This is a genomic window from Bradyrhizobium sp. SK17 (assembly GCF_002831585.1).
GTDB lineage: Bacteria > Pseudomonadota > Alphaproteobacteria > Rhizobiales > Xanthobacteraceae > Bradyrhizobium.
In genome coordinates this window covers 6,815,785-6,836,660 of record NZ_CP025113.1, presented here as the reverse complement: position 1 = coordinate 6,836,660, position 20,876 = coordinate 6,815,785, and the positions used below count along the sequence as shown (strand labels likewise).

Below are 20,876 nucleotides of genomic sequence, written 5' to 3'. Positions count from 1 at the left end.
GCCTGTCGCAGCCTCACGACCTCACCAGCCAAACCATTCCGGCTTGCGCGGCAGGTCGACGGTCTTCACCTTCTCGAGCTTGATCGTGCCCTTGCTCATCAGCTCGTTGATGTCGCCGTCGGTCGCGCCGGAGACCTTCGAGCGATAGAGGTCGACCTTCGTGGTCGGGCGATGATCCTTCTCGGTCCAGGTCGAGGGATTGCAGACCCCGTCCATGCCGGCCGGCACCCAGTCCTTCTTCTGGTAGAAGCCCTTGGCGACGTTCTCGCCGGTGGCGCCGCCGTTCTTCGCCGCCCAATCCAGTGCCTCCTTCATGTACAGCGCGCTGCAGACGCCGGCGATGTAGTGCACCGGGCGATAGACCTTGCCCGACGGGTCGGACATCTTGGAGATCTCCATCACCGTCTTCATGCCGGGCGCGTTGCCGCCCCAGCCGACCGCGGTGCGCAGCGGGAAGATCACGCCATCGGCGGCATCCCCCGCGGTCTTGGCGGCGTTCTCGTCCATGCCCCAGACGTTGCTGAGGAACTGGACGTCGACGCCGGCGGTCTTGCAGGCCTTCATGACCGAGATGTTGGAAGCGGCGGTGTTGCCGAGATAGGCGTAGTTGGCGCCGGAGCTCTTCAGGCTCAGGCACTGCGCCGAGTAGTCGCCGGGCGACAGCGCGAATACCAGCGGCGGCAGCACCTCGAAGCCGAGCTCGGCCGCGAGCGCCTCGCCGGCCGCCTTCGGGGCGTTCGGGTAGGGATGGTTGGCACCCATATGGACGAATTTGGGCTTGCCGGGCTTGCCCTTGGCCTTCCAGTCCTCAGCCGCCCAGGTCAGTTCGGCGCGCAGCGCGTCCGAATAACTCGGGCCATAGAAGAAGTTGTACGGCGCCGGCTTGGCCTTGCCGCTGGTGCCTTCGGGATCGGTCAGCGCGGCGGCGTAGGAGCCCGACAGATCGGGAATCTTGTCCTGCGCCAGGAAGCCGGTCAGCGCCTCGGTATCCGCGGTGCCCCAGCCCATGATCGCGGCCACCTTGTTGTCGGGCGCCGACCACTTCTTGTACAGCGCGATGGCACGCGGCACCTGGTAACCGTAGTCGTTGCTGTCGACATTGAGCTGCTTGCCGCCGACGCCGCCGTTCTTGTTGACCCAGGCAAAGGTATCGGCGACGCCCTGGCCGTAGGGCGTGCCGACGTCGGAGGTGCCGCCCGAGAGGTCCTGGAGATGGCCGATGGCGATCTGCGCCTGCGCGGCGCTGGCCGCGCCGCCGATCAGCAGCGCCAGGGAGACCGAGCTCAAAAGGGATCTAATCGTCATTGTTGGTTTCCTCCTGTTATTTATTGAACCGATCGTTGGGTCATATTCCGTCTGCGTCAGTGCGAGAACGGGTAGAGTTTCCAGTAGGCCTTGATCTGCCGCCAGCGATGCGCGAGCCCGTCCGGCTCGAACATCAGGAAGCCGATGATGATCAGGCCGATCGCGATCTCGCGCAGGAAGGTGATGTTGTTGTTGAGTTGCAGCGCCTTGTCGATGGCGCCGCCCTTCAGCCAGGCGCTCAGCCATTCCATCGATTCCGGCAGCAGCACGACGAAGGCGGTGCCCATCAGCGTGCCCATCACCGAGCCGGTGCCGCCGATGATGACCATCGCGAGGAACAGCACCGAACGCTCGATGCCAAAGCCCTCCTGCGAGACCACCAGCTGATAATGCGCGTACAGCGCGCCGGCGATGCCGGCGAAGAACGCGGCAAGCCCGAACGACAGTGTCCGGTACTTGGTCAGGTTGATGCCCATGATCTCGGCCGAGAGATAGTGGTCGCGGATCGCGACCAACGCACGGCCGTCGCGGGTACGCATCAGATTGGTGACCAGCAGATAGCTGATCACCATGTAGGCGAGCACGACGTAGAAATACTGCCGGTCGCCGCGCAGCGTATAGCCGAAGATCGAGAACGGATTGGCGCTGGCCGGCACCGAACCGCCCGAGAACCAGTCGGCGCGCGAGAAGAAGTCGAGCAGGATGTACTGCGCGGCAAGCGTGGCGATGACGAGATAGAGGCCCTTCAATCGCGCCGCCGGCACGCCGAAGATCAGGCCGACCAGCGCCGTGACCACACCGGCAAGCGGAATCGCGAAGAACACCGGGATCGGCAGGTTGTTGGAGATGTAGGCCGAGGTGAAGGCGCCGAACAGGAAGAACGCGGCGTGTCCGATCGAGATCTGGCCGGTGAAGCCGACCAGCACGTTGAGGCCGAGCGCCGCGATCGCGAAGATGCCGATCTGGATCGCGATCGAGAGCAGGTAGTTGGACAGCAGCATCGGCGCGAAGCAGGCGACGATGATGCCGAGAATCGCGCAATTGCGGCTGGCTGTGGTCGGGAAGATCGTGGTGTCGGCCGCGTAGCTGGTGCGGAAGTCGCCCGACGGGATGAGGGTGCTCGTTGCCATGGGGCTCTACTGTGCTCCCTGCCGGGGTGAAGTCATCGTCACGCCCCTTTTTGTCTGGGCATGATCGTTTCCGAAGACCGGTTTCCACTTTTCGGCGATCATGCCTAGACCCGCTCGATGTCCTTGGTGCCGAACAGCCCATACGGCTTGATCATCAGGATGATGATCAGGACGTAGAACGGCGCGATCTCGTAGAGATTGCCCCAGTGCAGATATTCGCTGTCGACATATTGGGCGACGTTTTCCAGGAGCCCGATGATGATGCCGCCGAGCACGGCGCCGCCGACCGAGTCGAGCCCGCCGAGGATCGCGGCCGGAAACACCTTGATGCCGTAGGCGGAGAGGCCGGACGACACGCCGTTGACGACGGCAACCACGACACCGGCGACCGCCGAGACCGTGGCCGAGATCGCCCAGGCCATCGCGAACACGCTCTTCACGGAGATGCCGAGCGACTGTGCGACCTGCTGGTTGAACGCGGTGGCGCGCATCGCCAGGCCATATTTGGAGGCGCGGAAGAACCAGGCCATGCCGACCATCATGGCGAGCGAGACCACGAGGCTCATGACGTAGACGGTCTGGATCTGGAGCCCGAACAGGCTGATCGACTGGCTCTGGAAGATCTGCGGGAACGGCTGCGGGTTGACGCCGAAGATCCACTTCAGCGCGGCCTGGAACACGGTCGACAGGCCGATCGTCACCATGATCACGGAGATGATCGGTTCGCCGATCATCGGGCGCAGGATCACGACCTGGATCGCGATGCCGAAGATGAACATGAACACCAGCGTGATCGGCATGCCGATCCAGAACGGCAATTGATACTTGGTCAGCAGCGCCCAGCACACCCAGGCGCCGACCAGCAGCAGTTCACCCTGCGCGAAGTTGACGACCTGGGTCGCCTTGTAGATCAGCACGAACGACATCGCGACCACGCCATAGAGCGTGCCGACCACGAGGCCGTTGACGATGAGCTGGATCAGGAACTGGGTGTTCATGGGGTGTGGTCGCTCCGAACGGCGCCAGCACCCTCTCCCCTTGTGGGAGAGGGTGGCTTCGCAAAGCGAAGCCGGGTGAGGGGTTGTCTCCGCATCGGGATCGTTGAGAGAGGACCCCTCACCGAAGCGAGGGTGCGTTGGCCAGCGCAGTTGCCCTCTCCCACAAGGGGAGAGGGCGTATCGACTGGCAGCGTGCTCTGTTCTCGCAACTCGATCATTCCGCGGCCTCCGCGATCGCAACGCGGCCGAGATCGACGACTTCGAGCGTGGTGCGGACACGTTGCGTGGTGCCGTCCTGGAAACGGATCACGGTGTCGACCGGGATTTTGGCCTTGCCGCGGTAGATTGCCTCGATGATATCTGCGTATTTTTCGTTGATCACGCCGCGGCGAACCTTTCGGGTCCGCGTCAGTTCGCCGTCGTCGGCATCGAGCTCCTTGTAGAGCAGCAGGAAGCGCGAGATGCGCTGGGCCGGCGGCAGGGTGGCGTTGACGGTCTCGACCTCCTTCTTCAGCAGTGCATAGACCTCGGGCCGCGACGACAGGTCGGTATAGGTCGTGAACGAGAGCCGGTTCTTCTCCGCCCATTTCGAGATGATCGAGTAGCGGATGCAGATCATGGCGGCCAGCGTGTCGCGACCGGCGCCGAGCACGACGGCCTCGGCGACATAGGGCGAAAATTTCAGCTTGTTCTCGATATATTGCGGCGAGAAGCGCTCGCCACGCGAGGTCTCGGCGAGATCCTTGATGCGGTCGATCACGACCAGCTGCCGGTTGTCGTTGTAGTAGCCGGCGTCGCCCGAATGCATCCAGCCGTCCTTGATGTCTGCGACCGATGCCTCGGCGTTCTTGTAGTAGCCGTGGAACATATTCGGATGCCGCACCACGATCTCGCCGACGCCGTTGACGTCGGCATTGTCGATGCGGATTTCGATGTTGTCGGCCATCGGCACGCCGGTCGTGTCGGGATCGACCTTGCCTTCTGGATGCAGCGTGTAGGCGCCGAGCAGCTCGGTCTGGCCGTACAGCGTGCGCAGCGGCACGCCCATCGCCTGGAAGAACTTGAAGGTGTCCGGCCCGAGCGCCGCGCCGCCGGTCGCCGCCGAGCGCAGCCGGGTGAAGCCGAGCCGGTCGCGCAGCGCGCGGAACAGGATCTGGTCGGCGAGGACAGAACGCTTGCCCTCGGCGAGCGCCGCGAGCCCGGTCTTCATCCCGAGATCGTAGAGCCTCTGCTTGAACGGCGAGGCATCCATGACACCTGCGCGCACGTCGGCCGCGATCGACTCCCAGACCCGCGGCGCGAACAGCACGAAGGTCGGCGCGATCTCGCGGAAATCGTGCATCATCGTGTCGGGCTCTTCGACGAAGTTGACCTTCATCCGGGAGAGCAGCGCCTGGCCCAGCGCGTAGATCTGCTCCATGATCCAGGGCAGCGGCAGCACCGAGACATACTCGTCATCCGGCCCCTTCGGGTCGAAGGCGAGATAGGTCGCGCAGTGCCGCAGCACGCGTCCGGCCGAGAGCATCGCAAGCTTCGGGTTGGCGGTCGTGCCCGAGGTGGTGCAGAGGATCGCGACGTCTTCGCCGCGGGTGGCGTCGACCAGCCGGTCGTACAACCCGGGCTCGCGCGTCGCGCGATCGCGGCCCAGCGCAACGAGCTTGCTCGCCTCCATCAATCGCGGATCGTCGTATTTGCGCATGCCGCGCGGGTCGGAATAGACGATGTGCTTGAGATGCGGCACGCGGTCGGCCAGGCCGAGCAGCTTGTCGACCTGTTCCTCGTCCTCGGCGAACACCAGCTTGGCCTCGCCATAGGTCAGGAGATAGGCGGCTTCCTCGTCCAGCACGTCGCGATAGAGGCCAAGGCTCATCGCGCCGATCGCGTGGGCAGCGATTTCGGCCGCGACCCAGTCCGGCCGGTTATCGCCGATGATGCCGATCACGTCGCCGTGGCCGAGGCCGAGTTCGACCATGCCGAGCGCGAAATCATGGGTGCGGGTCTGGTAGGCGTTCCAGGTGAATTCGCGCCACAGCCCGAGATCCTTCTCGCGCAGCGCGATCTCGCCGCCGTGCTCCCTGGCGTTCAGGCGCAGCAGCTTTGGATAGGTGTCGGCCTGCGCGGCGCGACCGGCATAGTCCATCATGCCGCGCTCTCCCGCACCGCCGGCTTGTCGTCGGGATCGACCAGCACCTCGTCCTCTTCCCCGAGATAGGCGCGCTTGACGTGGGGATCGGCGAGCACGGTGGCCGGATCGCCTTCGGCGATCTTGCGGCCGAAGTCGAGCACCATGACGCGGTGCGAGATGTCCATCACCACGCCCATGTCGTGCTCGATCATCATCACGGTCATGCCGAACTCTTCGTTGAGATCGACGATGTAGCGCGCCATGTCCTCCTTCTCTTCGAAGTTCATGCCGGCCATCGGCTCGTCGAGCAGGATCAGCTGCGGCTCGAGCGCCATCGCGCGGGCGAGCTCGACGCGCTTGCGCAAGCCATAGGGCAGGGTGCCGGCGGTCGCCTTGCGCACCGATTGCAGATCGAGGAAGTCGATGATCTCCTCGACCTTGCGGCGGTGCTCGAGCTCCTCGCGGCGGGCGCCGGTCAGCCAGTACAGCGACCCGGTGATGAAATTGTTCTTCAGGAGATGATGGCGGCCGACCATGATGTTGTCGAGCACGCTCATGTGGTGGAACAGCGCGAGATTCTGGAAGGTCCGGCCGATGCCGAGGCGGGGCCGCGCGTTCGGGGTGAGGCCGGTGATGTCCTTGCCGCGGTAGAACAGCTGGCCCTCGGTCGGACGGTAGCGGCCAGAGATGCAGTTGACGATCGAGGTCTTGCCGGCACCGTTCGGGCCAATGATGGAGAACAGTTCGCCCTCGTTGACGCTGAAGCTCACATCGGTCAGCGCGCGGACGCCGCCAAAGCGCAATGAGACTCCGCGCACCTCGAGACTGTTGGCCACCCTGTTCCCTCCAGATACGGGCGCTTTGGCGCGCTCTTTATCTTTCGCTTCGATCAACTTCGATCTTACACTTTGATCTTACATGGGCTGCTGACGGAAACCATCCGACTAATGATGCCGGCGCTCGGGAGCATCGTGTGCCCGATCGCCTGCATCATGCGCGGTAACGCCGCACCCGCCTGCAAGCCCGTCTCTCGCGTCCTCCTCGCTCAGCGATCCATCGAGGTGCTGCGCGCGGCGTTACGCGAGGTGGCTCTGCATACGAGAAAGCGATAGGTTGAATTGTCATGTGCCCGACAATTGGTCAGGAATTTTAGCTGGCAGTCCAGGAAGCGGGTTCCTGACGTCGCGCACGGCGTTGTTGCAGTGCAATATCTTGGCGTAGCCTGGGTGGGATGCCGTCGCTAGAATGATTGCTGCCGATTACCTGAAGCGCATCGCGGCCTGGTCGCGCGAACTGAGCGAGCAAGAAATCGAAATCGCGCGCGCCGGCATTTCCGAGAAGTCTTACCGCGCCAACGAATTCATCTTCATGCGCGGCGACAATTTCCAGTACTGGACCGGCATCGTCACCGGGTTGGCGCGGATGGGCATCGTCTCGCGCGGCGGCAAGGCTGCGAGCTTTGCCGGCCTCACCGCCGGCGCGTGGTTCGGTGAGGGCACCGTGCTCAAGAACGAGCTGCGGCGCTACGACGTGGTCGCGCTGCGCGACACGCGACTGGCGATGATGGACCGGCGGACCTTCGTCTGGCTGTTCGAGAACAGCGTCGGCTTCAACCGCTTTCTGGTGGGGTCGCTCAACGAGCGGCTTGGCCAGTTCATCGCGCTGCTCGAATATGGCCGGACGCTGGACGCGACGGCGCGGCTGGCGCGCTCGATCGCCTCGCTGTTCAATCCGATCCTCTACCCCGACCTCACCTTGCACCTGGAGATCACCCAGGAGGAGATCGGGGCGCTGTCGGGCATCTCGCGGCAGAATGCCAACCAATGCCTGAAGCGGCTCGAGCGCGAGGGGCTGCTGCGGCTCGAATATGGCGGGGTCACCATCATCAACCTCGACCGGCTGCGCCACTACGGGGAATGACCGGCTCCGGGCCGCACCAATTTTCGGACGCACTAAAGTCCTGATCTTTCAAACGATTATGCCATTAGACTTGGAGCAGGCCGGATGCTACAGACCGGCCTCGTCGGGACCGCGCGGTTTCCGCGCTCTCTGGAGATGACATGGCGGTTAAGGATTCGGCGGCTCAGGACTCAAAGCGGCGCGTGGCGCTGATCACCGGCGTGACCGGGCAGGACGGCGCGTACCTGGCCGAATATCTGCTCGGCCTCGGCTACACCGTGCACGGGATCAAGCGCCGGTCGTCCTCGTTCAACACCGCGCGGGTCGACCATCTCTACCAGGACCCGCATGCCGGCAACGTGCCATTCCTGATGCACTACGGCGACATGACCGATTCGACCAATCTGATCCGGCTGGTGCAGCAGATCCGGCCGACCGAGATCTACAATCTGGCGGCCCAGAGCCACGTCCAGGTCAGCTTCGAGAGCCCGGAATACACCGCCAATGCCGACGCCATCGGCGTGCTGCGCCTGCTGGAAGCGATCCGCATCCTCGGCATGGAAAAGGAGACCCGGTTCTACCAGGCCTCGACCTCGGAGCTTTACGGGCTGGTGCAGGAGGTGCCGCAGAAGGAGACCACGCCGTTCTATCCGCGCTCGCCCTACGGCGTCGCCAAGCTCTACGGCTACTGGATCACGGTGAACTACCGCGAGGCCTATGGCATGTTCGCCAGCAACGGCATCCTGTTCAACCATGAGAGCCCGATCCGCGGCGAGACCTTCGTGACGCGCAAGATCACCCGCGCCGTCGCCCGCATCGAGGTCGGCCTGGAGGGCAAGCTCTATCTCGGCAATCTCGATGCCAAGCGCGACTGGGGCCATGCCCGCGACTATGTCGAAGGCATGCACAGGATCCTCCAGGCGGATCAGCCCGGCGATTTCGTGCTCGCCACCGGCGAGACGCGTTCGGTCCGCGAGTTCGTCGAACTGGCGTTTGCCGAGGTCGGCCGCAGCATCGAGTGGCGCGGCAAGGGCGTCGAGGAGATCGGCGTCGACAAGGCCTCGGGCAAGACGCTGGTGCAGATCGACCCGACCTATTTCCGCCCGACCGAGGTTGATCTCTTGATCGGCGACGCCAGCAAGGCGCGCGCCCAGCTCGGCTGGACGCCGAAGACGCCGTTCGCGCAACTGGTGAAGGAAATGGTCGCCAGCGATCTCGTCGAGGCCAGGCAGGATGCGGCCAATGGCAAGCACGGCGTTTGAACTGAAGGGCAAGACGGTCTTTGTCGCCGGCCATCGCGGCATGGTCGGCTCGGCGCTGATGCGCCGGCTGGCGCGCGAAGACGCCGACCTGCTGACGGTATCGCGCAGCGAGGTCGATCTGCGCGACCAGGCCGCGGTCAACGCCTGGTTCGCCGCGAAGCGGCCGCACGCGGTGTTCCTCGCCGCCGCCAAGGTCGGCGGCATCGTCGCCAACAACACGCTGCGGGCCGAATTCCTCTACGACAATCTGGCGATCGCGACCAATGTGATCCAGGCAGCGCATGCCAATGGCTGCGAGAAGCTGATGTTCTTCGGCTCGTCCTGCATCTATCCGCGCCTGGCGCCGCAGCCGCTGCGCGAGGACTCCATGCTGACCGGGCTGCTGGAGCCGACCAACGAGCCCTACGCCATCGCCAAGATCGCCGGCATCAAGATGGCCGAGGCGTATCGCAGCCAATACGGCGCCGACTTCATCAGCGTGATGCCGACCAACCTGTACGGTCCGGGCGACAATTATCACCCCGAATACAGCCACGTCGTCGCGGCGCTGATCCGTCGCTTCCACGAGGCCAAGGTGTCGGGGGCCGGCAATGTCGTGGTGTGGGGCACCGGTACGCCGCGCCGCGAATTCCTCTATGTCGACGATCTCGCCGACGCCTGCATCCATCTGATGAAGACCTATTCCTCGCCGGAGCTCGTCAATATCGGCACCGGTGAGGACATCACGATCGCCGAGTTCGCTCGCGTGGTTGCAGCCACCGTCGGCTATCGCGGCGAGATCGGCTTCGACGCATCGCGCCCGGACGGCACGCCGCGCAAGCTGCTCGACGTCGGACGGCTCGCCAGGCTCGGCTGGCGCGCCGGCACATCGCTCGAGGACGGCATCAAGCTCGCGTACCAGGCCTATCTGAGCGAGACCAGGCAGGCGGCGGAATAGGGTGCAGATCGCTCCTCACCGTCATGCGAGCGACGTGAAGCAATCCATCGCGCCGTTCACTGAGAGGTGGATTGCTTCGTCGCTTCGCGCCTCGCAATGACGCCTGTTGCGGCTACTTGGCCATCCGCGGCGGGGCCTTCGCCAGCGCGGTCGCCATTGCCGAGATCAGCGGCTTCATGAAGAACGCATCGTTCGCCGGATAGATGTCGGTGCGCAGCCCATAGGCTTTCAATTCGTCCGAGACCACGGGCCCGACGGAGGCGATCGGTGTGCGCTCCAGGCCCTCGCGCAATTGCGCCTCGCATCGGTGCGCCTGCGCCACCTCGATCAGGCGGCGAACCTGGCCGGAACTCGTCAGCGCGATGGCGTCGATGCGGCCGTGCGCCATCTCCTCGATCGCGGTGACGATGTTGGCGTCGGCGGCCTGCGCGTCATAGACGTAGGGCAGCACTGGATCGACCTCGGCGCCCTGCGCCTTGATCGCGCCGATCAGGATGGCGTGATCCTTGTCCGGATAGAGCTGTAGCCCGAGGCGATGGCCGGACAGCGCGAGCTTCGCCAGCATTTCGGCGACGCCTTCCGAGGTCGGCTTCTCGGTCGTCATCTGCGGCTCGAGCCCGATCTCGCGCAGCGCCCGGCCGGGCTTCGGCCCTCGGGCGAATTTGCGCGTCTTGCCAAGGCTCGTGACGAAATCCGCCTCGACCCCGATCCGGCGCACGATTTTCATCAGCCGCCGCAGGCCCTCGCCGGTCATCAGCACGAGGTCGTCGAGCGGCCGTTCGATGGCGCGGCGGATCCAGGCCTCGATCGGCGCCGGGTCCGGCGCATCATGGATGGTGAACATCGGACATTGCAGGACATCGGCACCCTGCTCGGTCAGCAGGCGCGAGAATTGCGCTTCCTCGCGGGTTTCGAGGATCAGGATGCGATAGCCGTTCAGCCGGTCAGCCATGATGGTCCTTAACAAACATTGTCGTCATTTGGTCGATTTGACCCGCGCGCCGGGATTGGCGCAAGGCCGCTGGCGGTGATAGACGGAGGCCGAAATCATCGTTCCCCGTTCCTGCTCATTTTCTGGTCAATTTCGCATGCCCGACCATCAATTCGTCCTGACCCTGTCCTGTGCTGATCGGCCGGGGATCGTCTCCGCGGTCTCGACGTTCCTCGCGCATAACGGGCAGAACATCCTGGACGCCCAGCAGTTCAACGACACCGAGACCGGCAAGTTCTTCATGCGCGTGGTATTCACCGCGGCCGACCTCGCGGTCGGGTTGCCGGCGCTGCAGACCGGCTTTGCCGCGATTGCCGAGCGTTTCGGCATGGATTGGCAGATGCGCGACCGCGCCAGCCGGCGCCGGGTGATGCTGCTGGTGTCCAAGTCGGATCATTGCCTGGTCGATATCCTGTATCGCTGGCGCACCGGCGAACTCGAGATGATCCCGACCGCCATCGTCTCCAACCATCCGCGCGAAACCTATGGCTCGCTCGATTTCGGCGATATCCCGTTCCATCATCTGCCGGTCACGAGGGAGACCAAGCGGCAGCAGGAAGACGCGGTGTGGCAGCTGGCCCAGGACACCAACACCGATCTCGTGGTGCTGGCCCGCTACATGCAGATATTGTCTGACGAGATGTCGGCGCGGCTGTCGGGCCGCTGCATCAACATCCACCATTCCTTCCTGCCCGGCTTCAAGGGCGCCAAGCCCTACCACCAGGCCCATGAGCGCGGCGTCAAGTTGATCGGCGCCACGGCGCATTACGTCACCAGCGATCTCGACGAGGGACCGATCATCGACCAGGACGTCGAGCGCATCAGCCATCGCGACACGCCCGAGGATCTCGTCCGCAAGGGCCGCGACATCGAGCGCCGCGTGCTGGCGCGGGCGATCCGCTATCATCTCGCCGACCGCGTCATCCTGAACGGGCGCAAGACCGTGGTGTTCGTGGACTGATCCGCGCATCACCCGGCTACCGCGCTTTGACGTCCATGGTGTCGCCCTGCATCGAGGCGCTGCATGAAACTCATCCATATGAGCGACATCCATCTGACGACGCCGGGGAGGGCGATCTTCGGCCGCGATCCCCTGCACAATTTCGATCGCGCACTGGAGTGCGTGCTTGCCGATCATCGCGACGCCGAACTGATGGTGATCTCGGGTGATCTTTCCGATCGCGGCGAGCCCGCCGACTATCACCTGCTGCGCGAGCGCTTGAGCGGATTTCCGATCCCGGTGCGGCTCTGTATCGGCAACCACGACCATCGCGAGACGTTTCTCGGCGTGTTTCCCGAATGCGCCGACGCGGACGGGTTCGTGCAGGGCGTCCACGATGCCTCGTTCGGCCGCTGCCTGCTGCTCGACACCTACGAGCCGCAGACGGCTGCCGGCAGCTTTTGCGAGATCCGGCAGGCCTGGCTGGAGCGGCAGCTATCGGAGCATGACGGTCCGTTCTTCCTGTTCATGCACCACAACCCGTTTCCGACGCATATCGCCCCGGTGGACCGGATTGGCCTGCTCGACGATCGCGCGTTCCGGTCGATCGTCGCAAGGCACCGCGGCAAGATCAGGCATATCTTCTTCGGCCACTGCCACATGGTGCTGAGTGGTTCGGTCGCCGGTGTTCCCACCACTTCGCTGCGCGGGACGAACCACGCGAGCTATCCGGTATTCGCCGAGGTGTTGACCGTCGCCGATCTCCCGGAGTCCTACGGTGTTGCGTTCATCGGCGACGACTACGTCACCGTGCACATGGTGGAGTACGGATACCGCGGCGAAATCCTCAGCGAGGATACGTCGGACTAGGCCGTCAATGAGCAGCATCCTGCGGTGCCGTTGCAGGCTTGGCGTCGTCGCCGCGCTCGGCCGCGGGCATCAGGCGCTTGCGTTCCCGCTCCTGCATGAACTTGTCATATTCAGGGGTGCCTTGCCGCGGCGGCGCGTCCGCGGGCAGGCCTCCGGCCCAGGTTGGGATGTAATCGGCCATTCCGGCCGAGAGCTTCTGGTTCATGGTGCTGCACCCCCCGAGCGCGCAGGCCGCGAGCGTGAGGGCGATGAGGATGGCGGTGGGGCGCGGGACAGTCGGCATTGGAGGCAGGGTACAGCCGTGGTCTTTATGGATGATGATCGTGGGTGCGACCGTTCGGCTGCAATTGTGCTTGTTTGTTGACATCGCCGCTTCATTTGTACGATCGTACAAATGAAGCGGCGAGGCAATTGAGTCTGAGTGATCGGTTCGCGCATAGGGATCGAGTTCGTTGGCGATATATTGGTATTTTAATACCTGTATTTATGGCGCGAGCCGATCGTGTTGCACGATACACGCCGATCGTCCGATTGACAGAGGACACGGCGAGACGCCTTGTCGCGTTGCGCCCTGGCCGTGACATGCTTGGGTCAAGCCAAGACAAGGGCCGGGGACTCGGCTCGAAACAGAAGATCGGAATGGGGAGGGATGTCGATGTTCAATCGTCGCAAAATGTTGCTGTGGGGCGCGGCTGCGGTCGTGCTTCCGGGGGTGTGCGCCAGCGTGCCGGCGCGGGCCGAGGACACCGTCAAGATCGGCCTGATCCTGCCGATGACCGGCGGCCAGGCGTCGACCGGCAAGCAGATCGATAACGCCATCAAGCTCTACATGCAGCAGAAGGGCGATACCGTCGCCGGCAAGAAGATCGAGGTCATCCTGAAGGATGACGCCGCGATGCCCGACAACACCAAGCGGCTGGCGCAGGAACTGATCGTCAACGACAAGGTCAATTTCATCGCCGGCTTCGGCGTGACGCCGGCGGCGCTGGCGGCGGCGCCGCTGGCGACCCAGGCCAAGATCCCGGAAGTCGTGATGGCGGCCGGCACCTCGATCATCACCGAGCGCTCGCCCTATATCGTGCGCACCAGCTTCACGCTGGCGCAGTCCTCCACCATCATCGGTGACTGGGCGGTCAAGAACGGCATCAAGAAGGTCGCGACGCTGACCTCCGACTACGCGCCGGGCAACGATGCGCTGACCTTCTTCAAGCAACACTTCACCGCCGGCGGCGGCGAGATCGTTGAAGAGGTCAAGGTGCCGCTCGCCAACCCCGACTTCGCGCCGTTCCTGCAGCGCATGAAGGATGCCAAGCCCGATGCGATGTTCGTGTTCGTGCCGGCCGGGCAGGGCGGCAACTTCATGAAGCAATATGCCGAGCGCGGGCTCGACAAGAGCGGCATCAAGGTGATCGGGCCCGGCGACGTGATGGACGACGATCTGCTCAACAACATGGGCGATGCCGCGCTCGGCGCGGTGACCGCGCATCTGTATTCGGCGGCACATCCCTCGCAGATGAACAAGGACTTCGTCGCCGCCTACAAGAAGGCGTTCGGCAACCGCCCGGGCTTCATGGCGGTCAGCGGCTATGACGGCATCCATCTGATCTACGAGGCGCTGAAGAAGACGGGTGGCGCGACCGACGGTGACAAGCTGATCGAGGCCATGAAGGGCATGAAATGGGAGAGCCCGCGTGGCCCGATCTCGATCGATCCGGAGACCCGCGACATCGTGCAGAACATCTACATCCGCAAGGTCGAGAAGGTCGACGGCGAGCTCTACAATGTCGAGTTCGCGACCTTCGAGGCGGTCAAGGATTCCGGCAAGACCAAGAAGTGATGTCGACGTCATCCTCGACGTCATGCCCGGCCTTGTGCCGGGCATCCGCGTCTGTTTGGCCGGGAGCAGGGAAGAAGACGTGGATGGCCGGGACAAGCCCGGCCATGACGGATTATTGGGCGAGGTCGACGTGATACTTGTCGCGGCTTCTCGGTTAGGCTGACTCCATGGCCTCTATCCTCACCAATCTGTTCGACGGCGTCGCCTACGGTATGCTGCTGTTCGTGCTTGCCTGCGGGCTCGCGGTGACGCTCGGGCTGATGAACTTCGTCAATCTCGCGCATGGCGCCTTCGCCATGGCCGGCGGTTACATCTGTGCCGTGCTGGTGAACAATTCCGGCTGGCCGTTCTTCGCAGCCCTGCCGCTCGCCTTTGTCGGCAGCGCGCTGATCGGCATCGCGCTGGAACGAACGCTGTACCGTCATCTCTACAGCCGCAGCCATCTCGACCAGGTGCTGTTCTCGATCGGTCTGGTGTTCATGTCGGTCGCCGCGGTCGACTACATCATGGGATCGTCGCGGGTCTTCATCAAGCTGCCGGCTGCGCTGGAGGGCCAGATCGATCTGTTCGGCGTCGGCATCGGCCGCTACCGGCTGATGATCGTGGTGATCTGCGGCCTGCTCACGCTGGGGCTGCAACTGATCCTGGCGAAGACGCGGTTCGGCAGCCGGCTGCGGGCCGCGGTCGACGATCCGCGCGCCGCGATCGGGCTCGGCATCAACGTGCCGCAGGTATTCGCCTTCACCTTCGCCTTCGGCTGCGGTCTGGCCGGTCTCGGCGGCGCGCTGAGCGCGGAGATCCTCGGGCTCGATCCGTATTTCCCGCTGAAATTCATGATCTACTTCCTGATCGTGGTCACGGTCGGCGGCTCGTCGTCGATCACCGGGCCGTTCCTGGCATCGCTGCTGCTCGGCATCGCCGACGTCGCCGGCAAATACTATGTGCCCAAGGTCGGCCCGTTCGTGATCTATACCGTGATGATCGTGATTCTGCTCTGGCGCCCGAACGGCCTGTTCGGCCGCACCGCGGCGCGGTGAATCGTCATGACCGCGCTGTCTGACGTTTCCACTCATGCGATGGCCAGCGCGCGCTGGCGGATCAGTGAGGTCGCCTTCTGGATCCTGGCGCTCGCTTGCGCGTTCCTGTTCCCGTCGCGTTACCTGATCATGACCGACATCGTGCGGCTCGGCCTGTTCGCGCTGTCGCTCGACCTGATCCTCGGCTACGCCGGCATCGTCTCGCTCGGCCATGCCGCATTCTTCGGCGTCGGCGCCTATGCGGCCGGCTTGCTGGCGCTGCATGGCATCATCAACGAGCCGGTCATCGCGCTGGTCGCCGCCGGTCTGGTTGCCGCGGCGCTCGGATTCGTGACCAGCTTCCTCGTCATCCGCGGCGTCGACCTGACGCGGCTGATGGTCACGCTCGGCATTGCGCTGCTCCTGGAAGCGCTTGCCGAACGTTTCTCGGATATCACCGGCGGCACCGATGGCTTGCAGGGCATCGAGATGCAGCCGATCCTCGGCCTGTTCGCCTTCGACATGTTCGGCAAGACCGGGTTCTTCTATTCGCTGATCGTGCTGTTCATCCTCTTCCTGCTGGCTCGCCGCGTGGTGCATTCGCCGTTCGGCCTGTCGCTGCGCGCGATCAGGAACAATCCGCTGCGCGCGGCCGCGATCGGCATGCCGGTCAACCGCCGGCTGATCGCGGTCTATACGTTGGCCGCGTTCTACGCCGGGATCGCCGGCGCGCTGTTCACCCAGACCACGGCGCTCGCCTCGCTCGACGTATTCGCCTTCGAGCGCTCCGCCGACCTGATGCTGGTGCTCGTGATCGGCGGCACCGGCTATCTCTATGGCGGCCTGATCGGCGCCGTCGTGTTCAAGATGTTGCAGGAACTGTTCCAGAGCATCACCCCGCAATACTGGCTGTTCTGGATCGGCCTCGTGCTGGTGGTGATCGTGATGGTCGGCCGCGCGCGGATCCATCGCTGGGTGTTGTTCGTGCCGAACCTGATCATCCGGCAGTTCGCCGGCCGCAAGGCCGTCGTCGCGGTGCCCGAGAGCGAGGCGTCATGACGATCGCGCTGGAAACCCGCAATCTCGAAAAGTCCTTCGGGGGCCTGCGCGTCACCCGCGACCTCTCGCTGAAGGTGATGCAGGGCGCCCGCCATGCGCTGATCGGACCGAACGGCGCCGGCAAGACCACCGTCATCAACCAGCTCACTGGCGTGCTGACGCCGAACAGCGGCCGCATCCTGCTCGAAGGCCGCGACATCACCGGCCTGTCCGTGCACAGGCGGGTGCTGCGCGGGCTGTCGCGCACCTTCCAGATCAACCAGCTCTATGCCGACCTGACCCCGCTCGAAACCATCGGCCTTGCGGTCTCCGAACGGATGGGCCGCGGCGGCGACTGGTGGCGGCGGATGGGAACGCGGAGCGACATCAACGCGGAGATCGCCGAGATCCTGTCGCGCTTCCATCTGCTCGACGTCATGACCAAGCTCACGTCGACATTGCCCTACGGCAAACAGCGCTTGCTCGAGATCGCGGTCGCGATCGCCGCCAAGCCGCGCGTGCTGCTGCTCGACGAGCCCGCGGCGGGCGTTCCCGAAAGCGAGCGCCACGACATCCTGGCCGCGGTTGCGGCGTTGCCACGCGAGGTCACGGTGCTCTTGATCGAGCACGACATGGATCTGGTGTTCTCGTTCGCCGACCGCATCTCGGTGCTGGTCAATGGCGGCCTGCTCACCGAGGGCGCACCCGACGAGGTCGCGCGCGATCCGCAGGTGCGGGCGGTCTATCTCGGCGAGGCGGCCGATGCCTGATCTCCTCTCGATCCAGGGTCTGCGTGCCGGGTATGGCGAGGCGGTCGTGCTGCCCGACATGTCGCTGGCGCTGGCCGAGGGTCAGGTGCTCGCGCTGCTCGGACGCAACGGCACCGGCAAGACCACGCTGATCAACTCGATCGTCGGCATCACCAGGCGTTTCGGCGGCAGCGTCGCGCTCGCTGGCCACGACATCACGGCGTTGCGGCCCGACCAGCGCGCTCGCGCCGGGATTGGTTGGGTGCCGCAGGAGCGCAACATCTTCCGCTCGCTGACGGTGGAAGAGAACATGACCGCGGTGGCGCAGCCCGGGCCGTGGACGGTCGAGCGGGTGTACGAGATGTTTCCGCGGCTGAAGGAGCGGCGCGGCAATTTCGGCAACCAGTTATCGGGCGGCGAACAGCAGATGCTGGCGATCGGCCGCGCGCTGACGCTGAACCCCAAAGTGCTGCTGCTCGACGAGCCGACCGAAGGGCTGGCGCCGATCATCGTTGAGGAATTGTTAAAGGCGATCGGAACCATCACGCGCGCTGGCGGCATCTGCTCGATCATCGTCGAGCAGAATGCGCAAAAGATTCTGGGGCTCGCCGACCGCGTTGTGATATTGGAACGCGGCACGATCGTGCACGATGCCGCAAGCAGCGCGCTGAAGACCGATCCCTCCGTCCTCGAGCGCCATCTCGGCGTCGCCGGGACCAAGAAACACTGACGACCCCAGGGAGTTCACCATGCAGCGAACCAAGCCTCCGTTCCGCGCCGACGAGGTCGGCAGCCTGTTGCGGCCGCCGAAGATCAAGGAGGCCCGCGCCAGGCTCGAGAAGGGCGAGATCTCGGCCGATGAACTGCGCAAGGTCGAGGACATGGAGATCGAAAAGGTCGTGCACAAGCAGGCCTCGGTCGGCCTCAAGCTCGCGACCGACGGCGAGTTCCGTCGCTCCTGGTGGCACTTCGACTTCCTCAGCCATCTGACCGGCTGCGAGCTGTTCCATCCCGACATGGGCATCCAGTTCTCGGGCGTGCAGACCCGGCACGACGCCATCAGAGTGATCGGCAAGCTCGATTTCTCCGATCAGCACCCGATGCTCGATCATTTCAGGTTCCTGAAGAAGTACGCCGACCAGGCGCACGTCACGCCGAAGATGACGATCCCGTCGCCGGCCGTGCTGCACTTCCGCGGCGGCCGCAAGCTGATCTCGAAGGAGGTCTATCCCGACCTCGAGGAATTCTATCTCGACCTCGGCAAGACCTATCGCAAGGCGGTGAAGGCATTCTACGACGCCGGCTGCCGTTACCTGCAATTCGACGACACGGTGTGGGCCTATCTGTGCTCGCAGGAGGAATTGCAGAAGTCGCGGGAGCGCGGCGACAATCCCGACGGCTTGCAGGAAATCTACGCGCGCGTCATCAACTACGCGATCGCCGATCGGCCGTCCGACATGGTGATCACGACCCATGTCTGCCGCGGCAATTTCCGTTCGACCTGGATTTCGTCCGGCGGCTACGAGCCGGTCGCCGAGACCATGCTCGCAGGCACCAACTACGACGGCTATTTCCTCGAATATGATTCCGACCGTGCCGGCGGTTTCGAGCCGCTGCGCTTCCTGCCCAAGGGCAACAAGGTCGTGGTGGTCGGCGTCATCACCTCGAAGTTCGGCGAGCTCGAGACCAAGGACGCGATCAAGCGGCGGCTGGAGGAGGCGGCGAAGTTCGCCCCGCTCGAGCAGCTCGCGCTGTCGCCGCAGTGCGGCTTCGCCTCGACCGAGGAGGGCAACATCCTCTCCGAGGAAGAGCAGTGGGCGAAGCTGCGGCTCGCCGTCGAGGTCGCGAACGAGGTGTGGGGCAAGTAGCACCGCCTCCGTCGTCATTGCGAGGAGCGAAAGCGACGAAGCAATCCATTTCTCCGCTCGCGAAGGCATGGATTGCTTCGCTTCGCTCGCAATGACGGAGAGAGCTGTCTTTCACTGCTCCGCCAGATAGACCTCGCCGAGCAGCGAGGAATTCGACCATGGCACCTGCTTGCCCTTGGTCGCGGCGACGACCTCGGCGCGGACCCGCGTCAGCATCTGCTGCACCTCGAGGCCGGGCGTCCCGACATGGCGCGACAGTGCCGCCGAGAACGGACTGTTGGCGCCTTCGCCGTCGAGTGCGACCTGGCCCGGCGCGGTCGCGAATGCGATCAGCGTGCCGGCACCGAGCGTCGAGCCTGATCCGAGCGTGGCCGGCGCGGCAAGACCGGAGCCTGTCTCGATGCCGCGGCTCGGGCCTGCGGAGGCCACCTGGGGCGCCATCGGATTGTTGCGGCAGGCATCGAGGATCAGGATGTTGGTGCGGATCTGATCGTCGAGGCCGGCCATGATCGTATCCATGTCGACCATCGCGTCGGTCATGCGAGCGCCCGCCTTGAATTCGATATCGACCGGCACGAGGTAGTTGCGGCCGTCGACCTGCACGCCATGGCCGGCGTAATACACCACCGCGATCTGCGACCGCGCCGCCTCGCGCAGGAAGTCATGGATCGTCTGCTGCATCGTGGTGCGATCGAGATCGAGACCTTCCGAGACGGTGAAGCCGATCTCGCGCAGGCTCCTGGCGATGGCGCGCGCGTCGTTCGGCGGGTTGGGCAGTGCCTTCACATGTGCATAGGTGCCGTTGCCGATCACCAGCGCGACGCGCCGGCCGGTGGCCGCGGCTTGTTCGCGTGCGGCGGATGGAGCCGGCGCGGCCGCGGAAGCCGGTGGTGCCGGAGCGGGCCTGCTCTCGGCGGCAGGCACTGCTGCGGTCTTGCGCGGAGCGGCATCGGCCTCCTTGAGCAGTGCGAGCCGCACTTTCGCGGTGGCCTGGTTGGCCTTGCTGCCGGCATCGGAGGCGACGCCCTCGAGCACGGCGGCGTAGTCTTCCTTGGCGTGCGCAGCATCGCCGTTGGTTTCATAGGCGAGGCCACGTTGGGCATAGGCCGAGATCAAGACGCTGCCGGGCGGCGTCATGATGTTGGCGGGCGCTTTGGCCTTTGCGAGCCGGATCGCTTCCGACGTATCCGCGATCGCGCGCGCGATGTCACCCTTGGCGCGCCAGATCACGGCGCGACTGATCAGCGGCTGCGGCAACGTCGGATCGATCCTGATCGCCTCGTTGATGTCGGCGAGCGCGCCGTCGAGCTGGCCGAGCGCCTGCTTCGAGGCGCCGCGGTTCTGATAGGAGAAGGCCGACTTCGGTCCGATCTTGATCGCGGCGTCGTAGTCGGCGATCGCCTTGCTGTAGTCGCCCTTGCCGCGATAGGCGTTGCCGCGATTGTGATAGATGATGCCGCTCGGCGGGCCGAGGCGCAGTGCGTCGTCGAAGTCGGCGATCGCGATGTCGTACTCGCCTTTGTCGTAATAGGCCGAGCCGCGCAGATTGTAGACGGCGGTGCCGGGCTTGAGGCGCAGCGCCTCGGTGGCATCGGATATCACCTGCGCATAGTTGCCCTTCTTGTTCCAGCCGACCGCGCGCCAGAAATAGATGGTCGCGAGCTTCTCACCGGAAAACACCTTCAGCGCGATGATCTTGCTGCAGGCGTCGATCATCTGGTCGGCGGGGTCGTCTCGGTCGTGCAGAGTGGGCCGAGCTGGGAACGCGTTTGGGCGAGGCAGGGTGCCGCCCACAGCAGGGCGGCGAGCAGGGCAGGCATCAGGAGCAGGCGGCGCATCGGGCATCCCGGGGTAAGGCTGTCACTGCGATGGCGAACAGCGTGGCGGTCATGAATGTTTGGTGATCGGGCT

General features: G+C 64.6%; 18 protein-coding genes and 1 pseudogene. 11 read left to right on the top strand and 8 right to left on the bottom strand.

Going from position 1 to position 20,876, the window contains the following annotated elements; translation table 11 throughout:
- Positions 1-21: 21 nt before the first annotated feature.
- From CWS35_RS31730 to CWS35_RS31710, 5 genes are all read right to left on the bottom strand, one after another.
- Positions 22-1,305 (bottom strand): ABC transporter substrate-binding protein, encoded by a 1,284-nt coding sequence (locus CWS35_RS31730; protein ID WP_100955328.1) that lies wholly within the window; start codon positions 1,303-1,305, stop codon positions 22-24.
- A gap of 56 nt (positions 1,306-1,361) precedes the next feature.
- Complete coding sequence (locus tag CWS35_RS31725) at positions 1,362-2,435, bottom strand: branched-chain amino acid ABC transporter permease (protein ID WP_100955327.1); 1,074 nt, start codon at positions 2,433-2,435, stop codon at positions 1,362-1,364.
- 104 nt (positions 2,436-2,539) lie between these two features.
- A complete protein-coding gene (locus tag CWS35_RS31720) occupies positions 2,540-3,433 on the bottom strand; it encodes a branched-chain amino acid ABC transporter permease (RefSeq protein ID WP_024585024.1) in 894 nt (297 codons plus the stop codon).
- 214 nt (positions 3,434-3,647) lie between these two features.
- Complete coding sequence (locus tag CWS35_RS31715; RefSeq protein WP_100955326.1) at positions 3,648-5,576, bottom strand: long-chain fatty acid--CoA ligase; 1,929 nt, start codon at positions 5,574-5,576, stop codon at positions 3,648-3,650.
- Complete coding sequence (locus tag CWS35_RS31710) at positions 5,573-6,394, bottom strand: ABC transporter ATP-binding protein (protein ID WP_100955325.1); 822 nt, start codon at positions 6,392-6,394, stop codon at positions 5,573-5,575. Before CWS35_RS31710 ends, CWS35_RS31715 begins: the two co-directional genes overlap by 4 nt.
- A gap of 409 nt (positions 6,395-6,803) precedes the next feature.
- Between CWS35_RS31710 and CWS35_RS31700 the strand changes: the two genes are divergently transcribed.
- The 3 genes from CWS35_RS31700 to CWS35_RS31690 all read left to right on the top strand — a co-directional run bounded on the left by CWS35_RS31700 (position 6,804) and on the right by CWS35_RS31690 (position 9,656).
- Positions 6,804-7,478, top strand: a complete 675-nt coding sequence (locus tag CWS35_RS31700; protein WP_024585027.1) for a Crp/Fnr family transcriptional regulator — start codon at positions 6,804-6,806, stop codon at positions 7,476-7,478.
- A gap of 140 nt (positions 7,479-7,618) precedes the next feature.
- A complete protein-coding gene (gene gmd, locus CWS35_RS31695; protein ID WP_100955323.1) occupies positions 7,619-8,719 on the top strand; it encodes a GDP-mannose 4,6-dehydratase in 1,101 nt (366 codons plus the stop codon).
- On the top strand, positions 8,700-9,656 hold the full coding sequence (locus tag CWS35_RS31690; RefSeq protein ID WP_305764552.1) for a GDP-L-fucose synthase: 957 nt from the start codon (positions 8,700-8,702) through the stop codon (positions 9,654-9,656). The genes gmd and CWS35_RS31690 overlap by 20 nt, the downstream gene beginning before the upstream one ends.
- Positions 9,657-9,768: 112 nt before the next feature.
- Here CWS35_RS31690 and CWS35_RS31685 read toward each other — a convergent pair whose 3' ends face one another.
- Positions 9,769-10,608, bottom strand: coding sequence for a uroporphyrinogen-III synthase (locus tag CWS35_RS31685; protein WP_100955321.1), 840 nt, complete (start codon positions 10,606-10,608; stop codon positions 9,769-9,771).
- Between the two features lie 136 nt (positions 10,609-10,744).
- On the opposite strand from CWS35_RS31685, the gene purU reads away from it, so the two are divergent.
- Both purU and CWS35_RS31675 read left to right on the top strand, forming a co-directional pair.
- Positions 10,745-11,608, top strand: coding sequence for a formyltetrahydrofolate deformylase (purU, locus tag CWS35_RS31680; protein WP_100955320.1), 864 nt, complete (start codon positions 10,745-10,747; stop codon positions 11,606-11,608).
- A 63-nt stretch (positions 11,609-11,671) separates the two neighbouring features.
- Positions 11,672-12,457 carry a phosphodiesterase gene (locus tag CWS35_RS31675; protein ID WP_100955319.1) on the top strand — a complete coding sequence of 262 codons (786 nt, stop codon included), beginning with the start codon at positions 11,672-11,674 and terminating at the stop codon, positions 12,455-12,457.
- A 4-nt stretch (positions 12,458-12,461) separates the two neighbouring features.
- On the opposite strand, the gene CWS35_RS31670 is transcribed toward CWS35_RS31675, so the two are convergent.
- Complete coding sequence (locus CWS35_RS31670) at positions 12,462-12,662, bottom strand: hypothetical protein (RefSeq protein ID WP_196783111.1); 201 nt, start codon at positions 12,660-12,662, stop codon at positions 12,462-12,464.
- Positions 12,663-13,112: 450 nt separating this feature from the next.
- On the opposite strand from CWS35_RS31670, the gene CWS35_RS31665 reads away from it, so the two are divergent.
- From CWS35_RS31665 to CWS35_RS31640, 6 genes are all read left to right on the top strand, one after another.
- The gene (locus CWS35_RS31665; protein ID WP_024585087.1) at positions 13,113-14,294 is read left to right on the top strand and encodes an ABC transporter substrate-binding protein; all 1,182 of its coding nucleotides are present in this window, start codon (positions 13,113-13,115) and stop codon (positions 14,292-14,294) included.
- A gap of 167 nt (positions 14,295-14,461) precedes the next feature.
- Positions 14,462-15,331 carry a branched-chain amino acid ABC transporter permease gene (locus CWS35_RS31660; RefSeq protein WP_024585086.1) on the top strand — a complete coding sequence of 290 codons (870 nt, stop codon included), beginning with the start codon at positions 14,462-14,464 and terminating at the stop codon, positions 15,329-15,331.
- 6 nt (positions 15,332-15,337) lie between these two features.
- Positions 15,338-16,369: a branched-chain amino acid ABC transporter permease gene (locus CWS35_RS31655; protein ID WP_100955318.1), complete on the top strand. Its 1,032-nt coding sequence runs from the start codon at positions 15,338-15,340 to the stop codon at positions 16,367-16,369.
- On the top strand, positions 16,366-17,118 hold the full coding sequence (locus tag CWS35_RS31650) for an ABC transporter ATP-binding protein (protein WP_100955317.1): 753 nt from the start codon (positions 16,366-16,368) through the stop codon (positions 17,116-17,118). The genes CWS35_RS31655 and CWS35_RS31650 overlap by 4 nt, the downstream gene beginning before the upstream one ends.
- Positions 17,111-17,827, top strand: coding sequence for an ABC transporter ATP-binding protein (locus tag CWS35_RS31645; RefSeq protein ID WP_100955316.1), 717 nt, complete (start codon positions 17,111-17,113; stop codon positions 17,825-17,827). The genes CWS35_RS31650 and CWS35_RS31645 overlap by 8 nt, the downstream gene beginning before the upstream one ends.
- 19 nt (positions 17,828-17,846) lie before the next feature.
- Positions 17,847-18,965, top strand: a complete 1,119-nt coding sequence (locus CWS35_RS31640) for a cobalamin-independent methionine synthase II family protein (RefSeq protein WP_024585082.1) — start codon at positions 17,847-17,849, stop codon at positions 18,963-18,965.
- 111 nt (positions 18,966-19,076) lie between these two features.
- On the opposite strand, the pseudogene CWS35_RS31635 reads toward CWS35_RS31640, so the two are convergent.
- A pseudogene (locus CWS35_RS31635) lies at positions 19,077-20,803 on the bottom strand (caspase family protein).
- Between the last annotated feature and the right edge of the window lie 73 nt (positions 20,804-20,876).

Coding starts and splice junctions, on each gene's coding strand:
- CWS35_RS31730 (WP_100955328.1), bottom strand. CDS start 1,305: ATGACGATTAGATCCCTTTTGAGCTCGGTCTCCCTGGCGCTGCTGATC.
- CWS35_RS31725 (WP_100955327.1), bottom strand. CDS start 2,435: ATGGCAACGAGCACCCTCATCCCGTCGGGCGACTTCCGCACCAGCTAC.
- CWS35_RS31720 (WP_024585024.1), bottom strand. CDS start 3,433: ATGAACACCCAGTTCCTGATCCAGCTCATCGTCAACGGCCTCGTGGTC.
- CWS35_RS31715 (WP_100955326.1), bottom strand. CDS start 5,576: ATGATGGACTATGCCGGTCGCGCCGCGCAGGCCGACACCTATCCAAAG.
- CWS35_RS31700 (WP_024585027.1), top strand. CDS start 6,804: ATGATTGCTGCCGATTACCTGAAGCGCATCGCGGCCTGGTCGCGCGAA.
- gmd (WP_100955323.1), top strand. CDS start 7,619: ATGGCGGTTAAGGATTCGGCGGCTCAGGACTCAAAGCGGCGCGTGGCG.
- CWS35_RS31690 (WP_305764552.1), top strand. CDS start 8,700: ATGGCAAGCACGGCGTTTGAACTGAAGGGCAAGACGGTCTTTGTCGCC.
- CWS35_RS31685 (WP_100955321.1), bottom strand. CDS start 10,608: ATGGCTGACCGGCTGAACGGCTATCGCATCCTGATCCTCGAAACCCGC.
- purU (WP_100955320.1), top strand. CDS start 10,745: ATGCCCGACCATCAATTCGTCCTGACCCTGTCCTGTGCTGATCGGCCG.
- CWS35_RS31675 (WP_100955319.1), top strand. CDS start 11,672: ATGAAACTCATCCATATGAGCGACATCCATCTGACGACGCCGGGGAGG.
- CWS35_RS31670 (WP_196783111.1), bottom strand. CDS start 12,662: ATGAACCAGAAGCTCTCGGCCGGAATGGCCGATTACATCCCAACCTGG.
- CWS35_RS31665 (WP_024585087.1), top strand. CDS start 13,113: ATGTTCAATCGTCGCAAAATGTTGCTGTGGGGCGCGGCTGCGGTCGTG.
- CWS35_RS31660 (WP_024585086.1), top strand. CDS start 14,462: ATGGCCTCTATCCTCACCAATCTGTTCGACGGCGTCGCCTACGGTATG.
- CWS35_RS31655 (WP_100955318.1), top strand. CDS start 15,338: ATGACCGCGCTGTCTGACGTTTCCACTCATGCGATGGCCAGCGCGCGC.
- CWS35_RS31650 (WP_100955317.1), top strand. CDS start 16,366: ATGACGATCGCGCTGGAAACCCGCAATCTCGAAAAGTCCTTCGGGGGC.
- CWS35_RS31645 (WP_100955316.1), top strand. CDS start 17,111: ATGCCTGATCTCCTCTCGATCCAGGGTCTGCGTGCCGGGTATGGCGAG.
- CWS35_RS31640 (WP_024585082.1), top strand. CDS start 17,847: ATGCAGCGAACCAAGCCTCCGTTCCGCGCCGACGAGGTCGGCAGCCTG.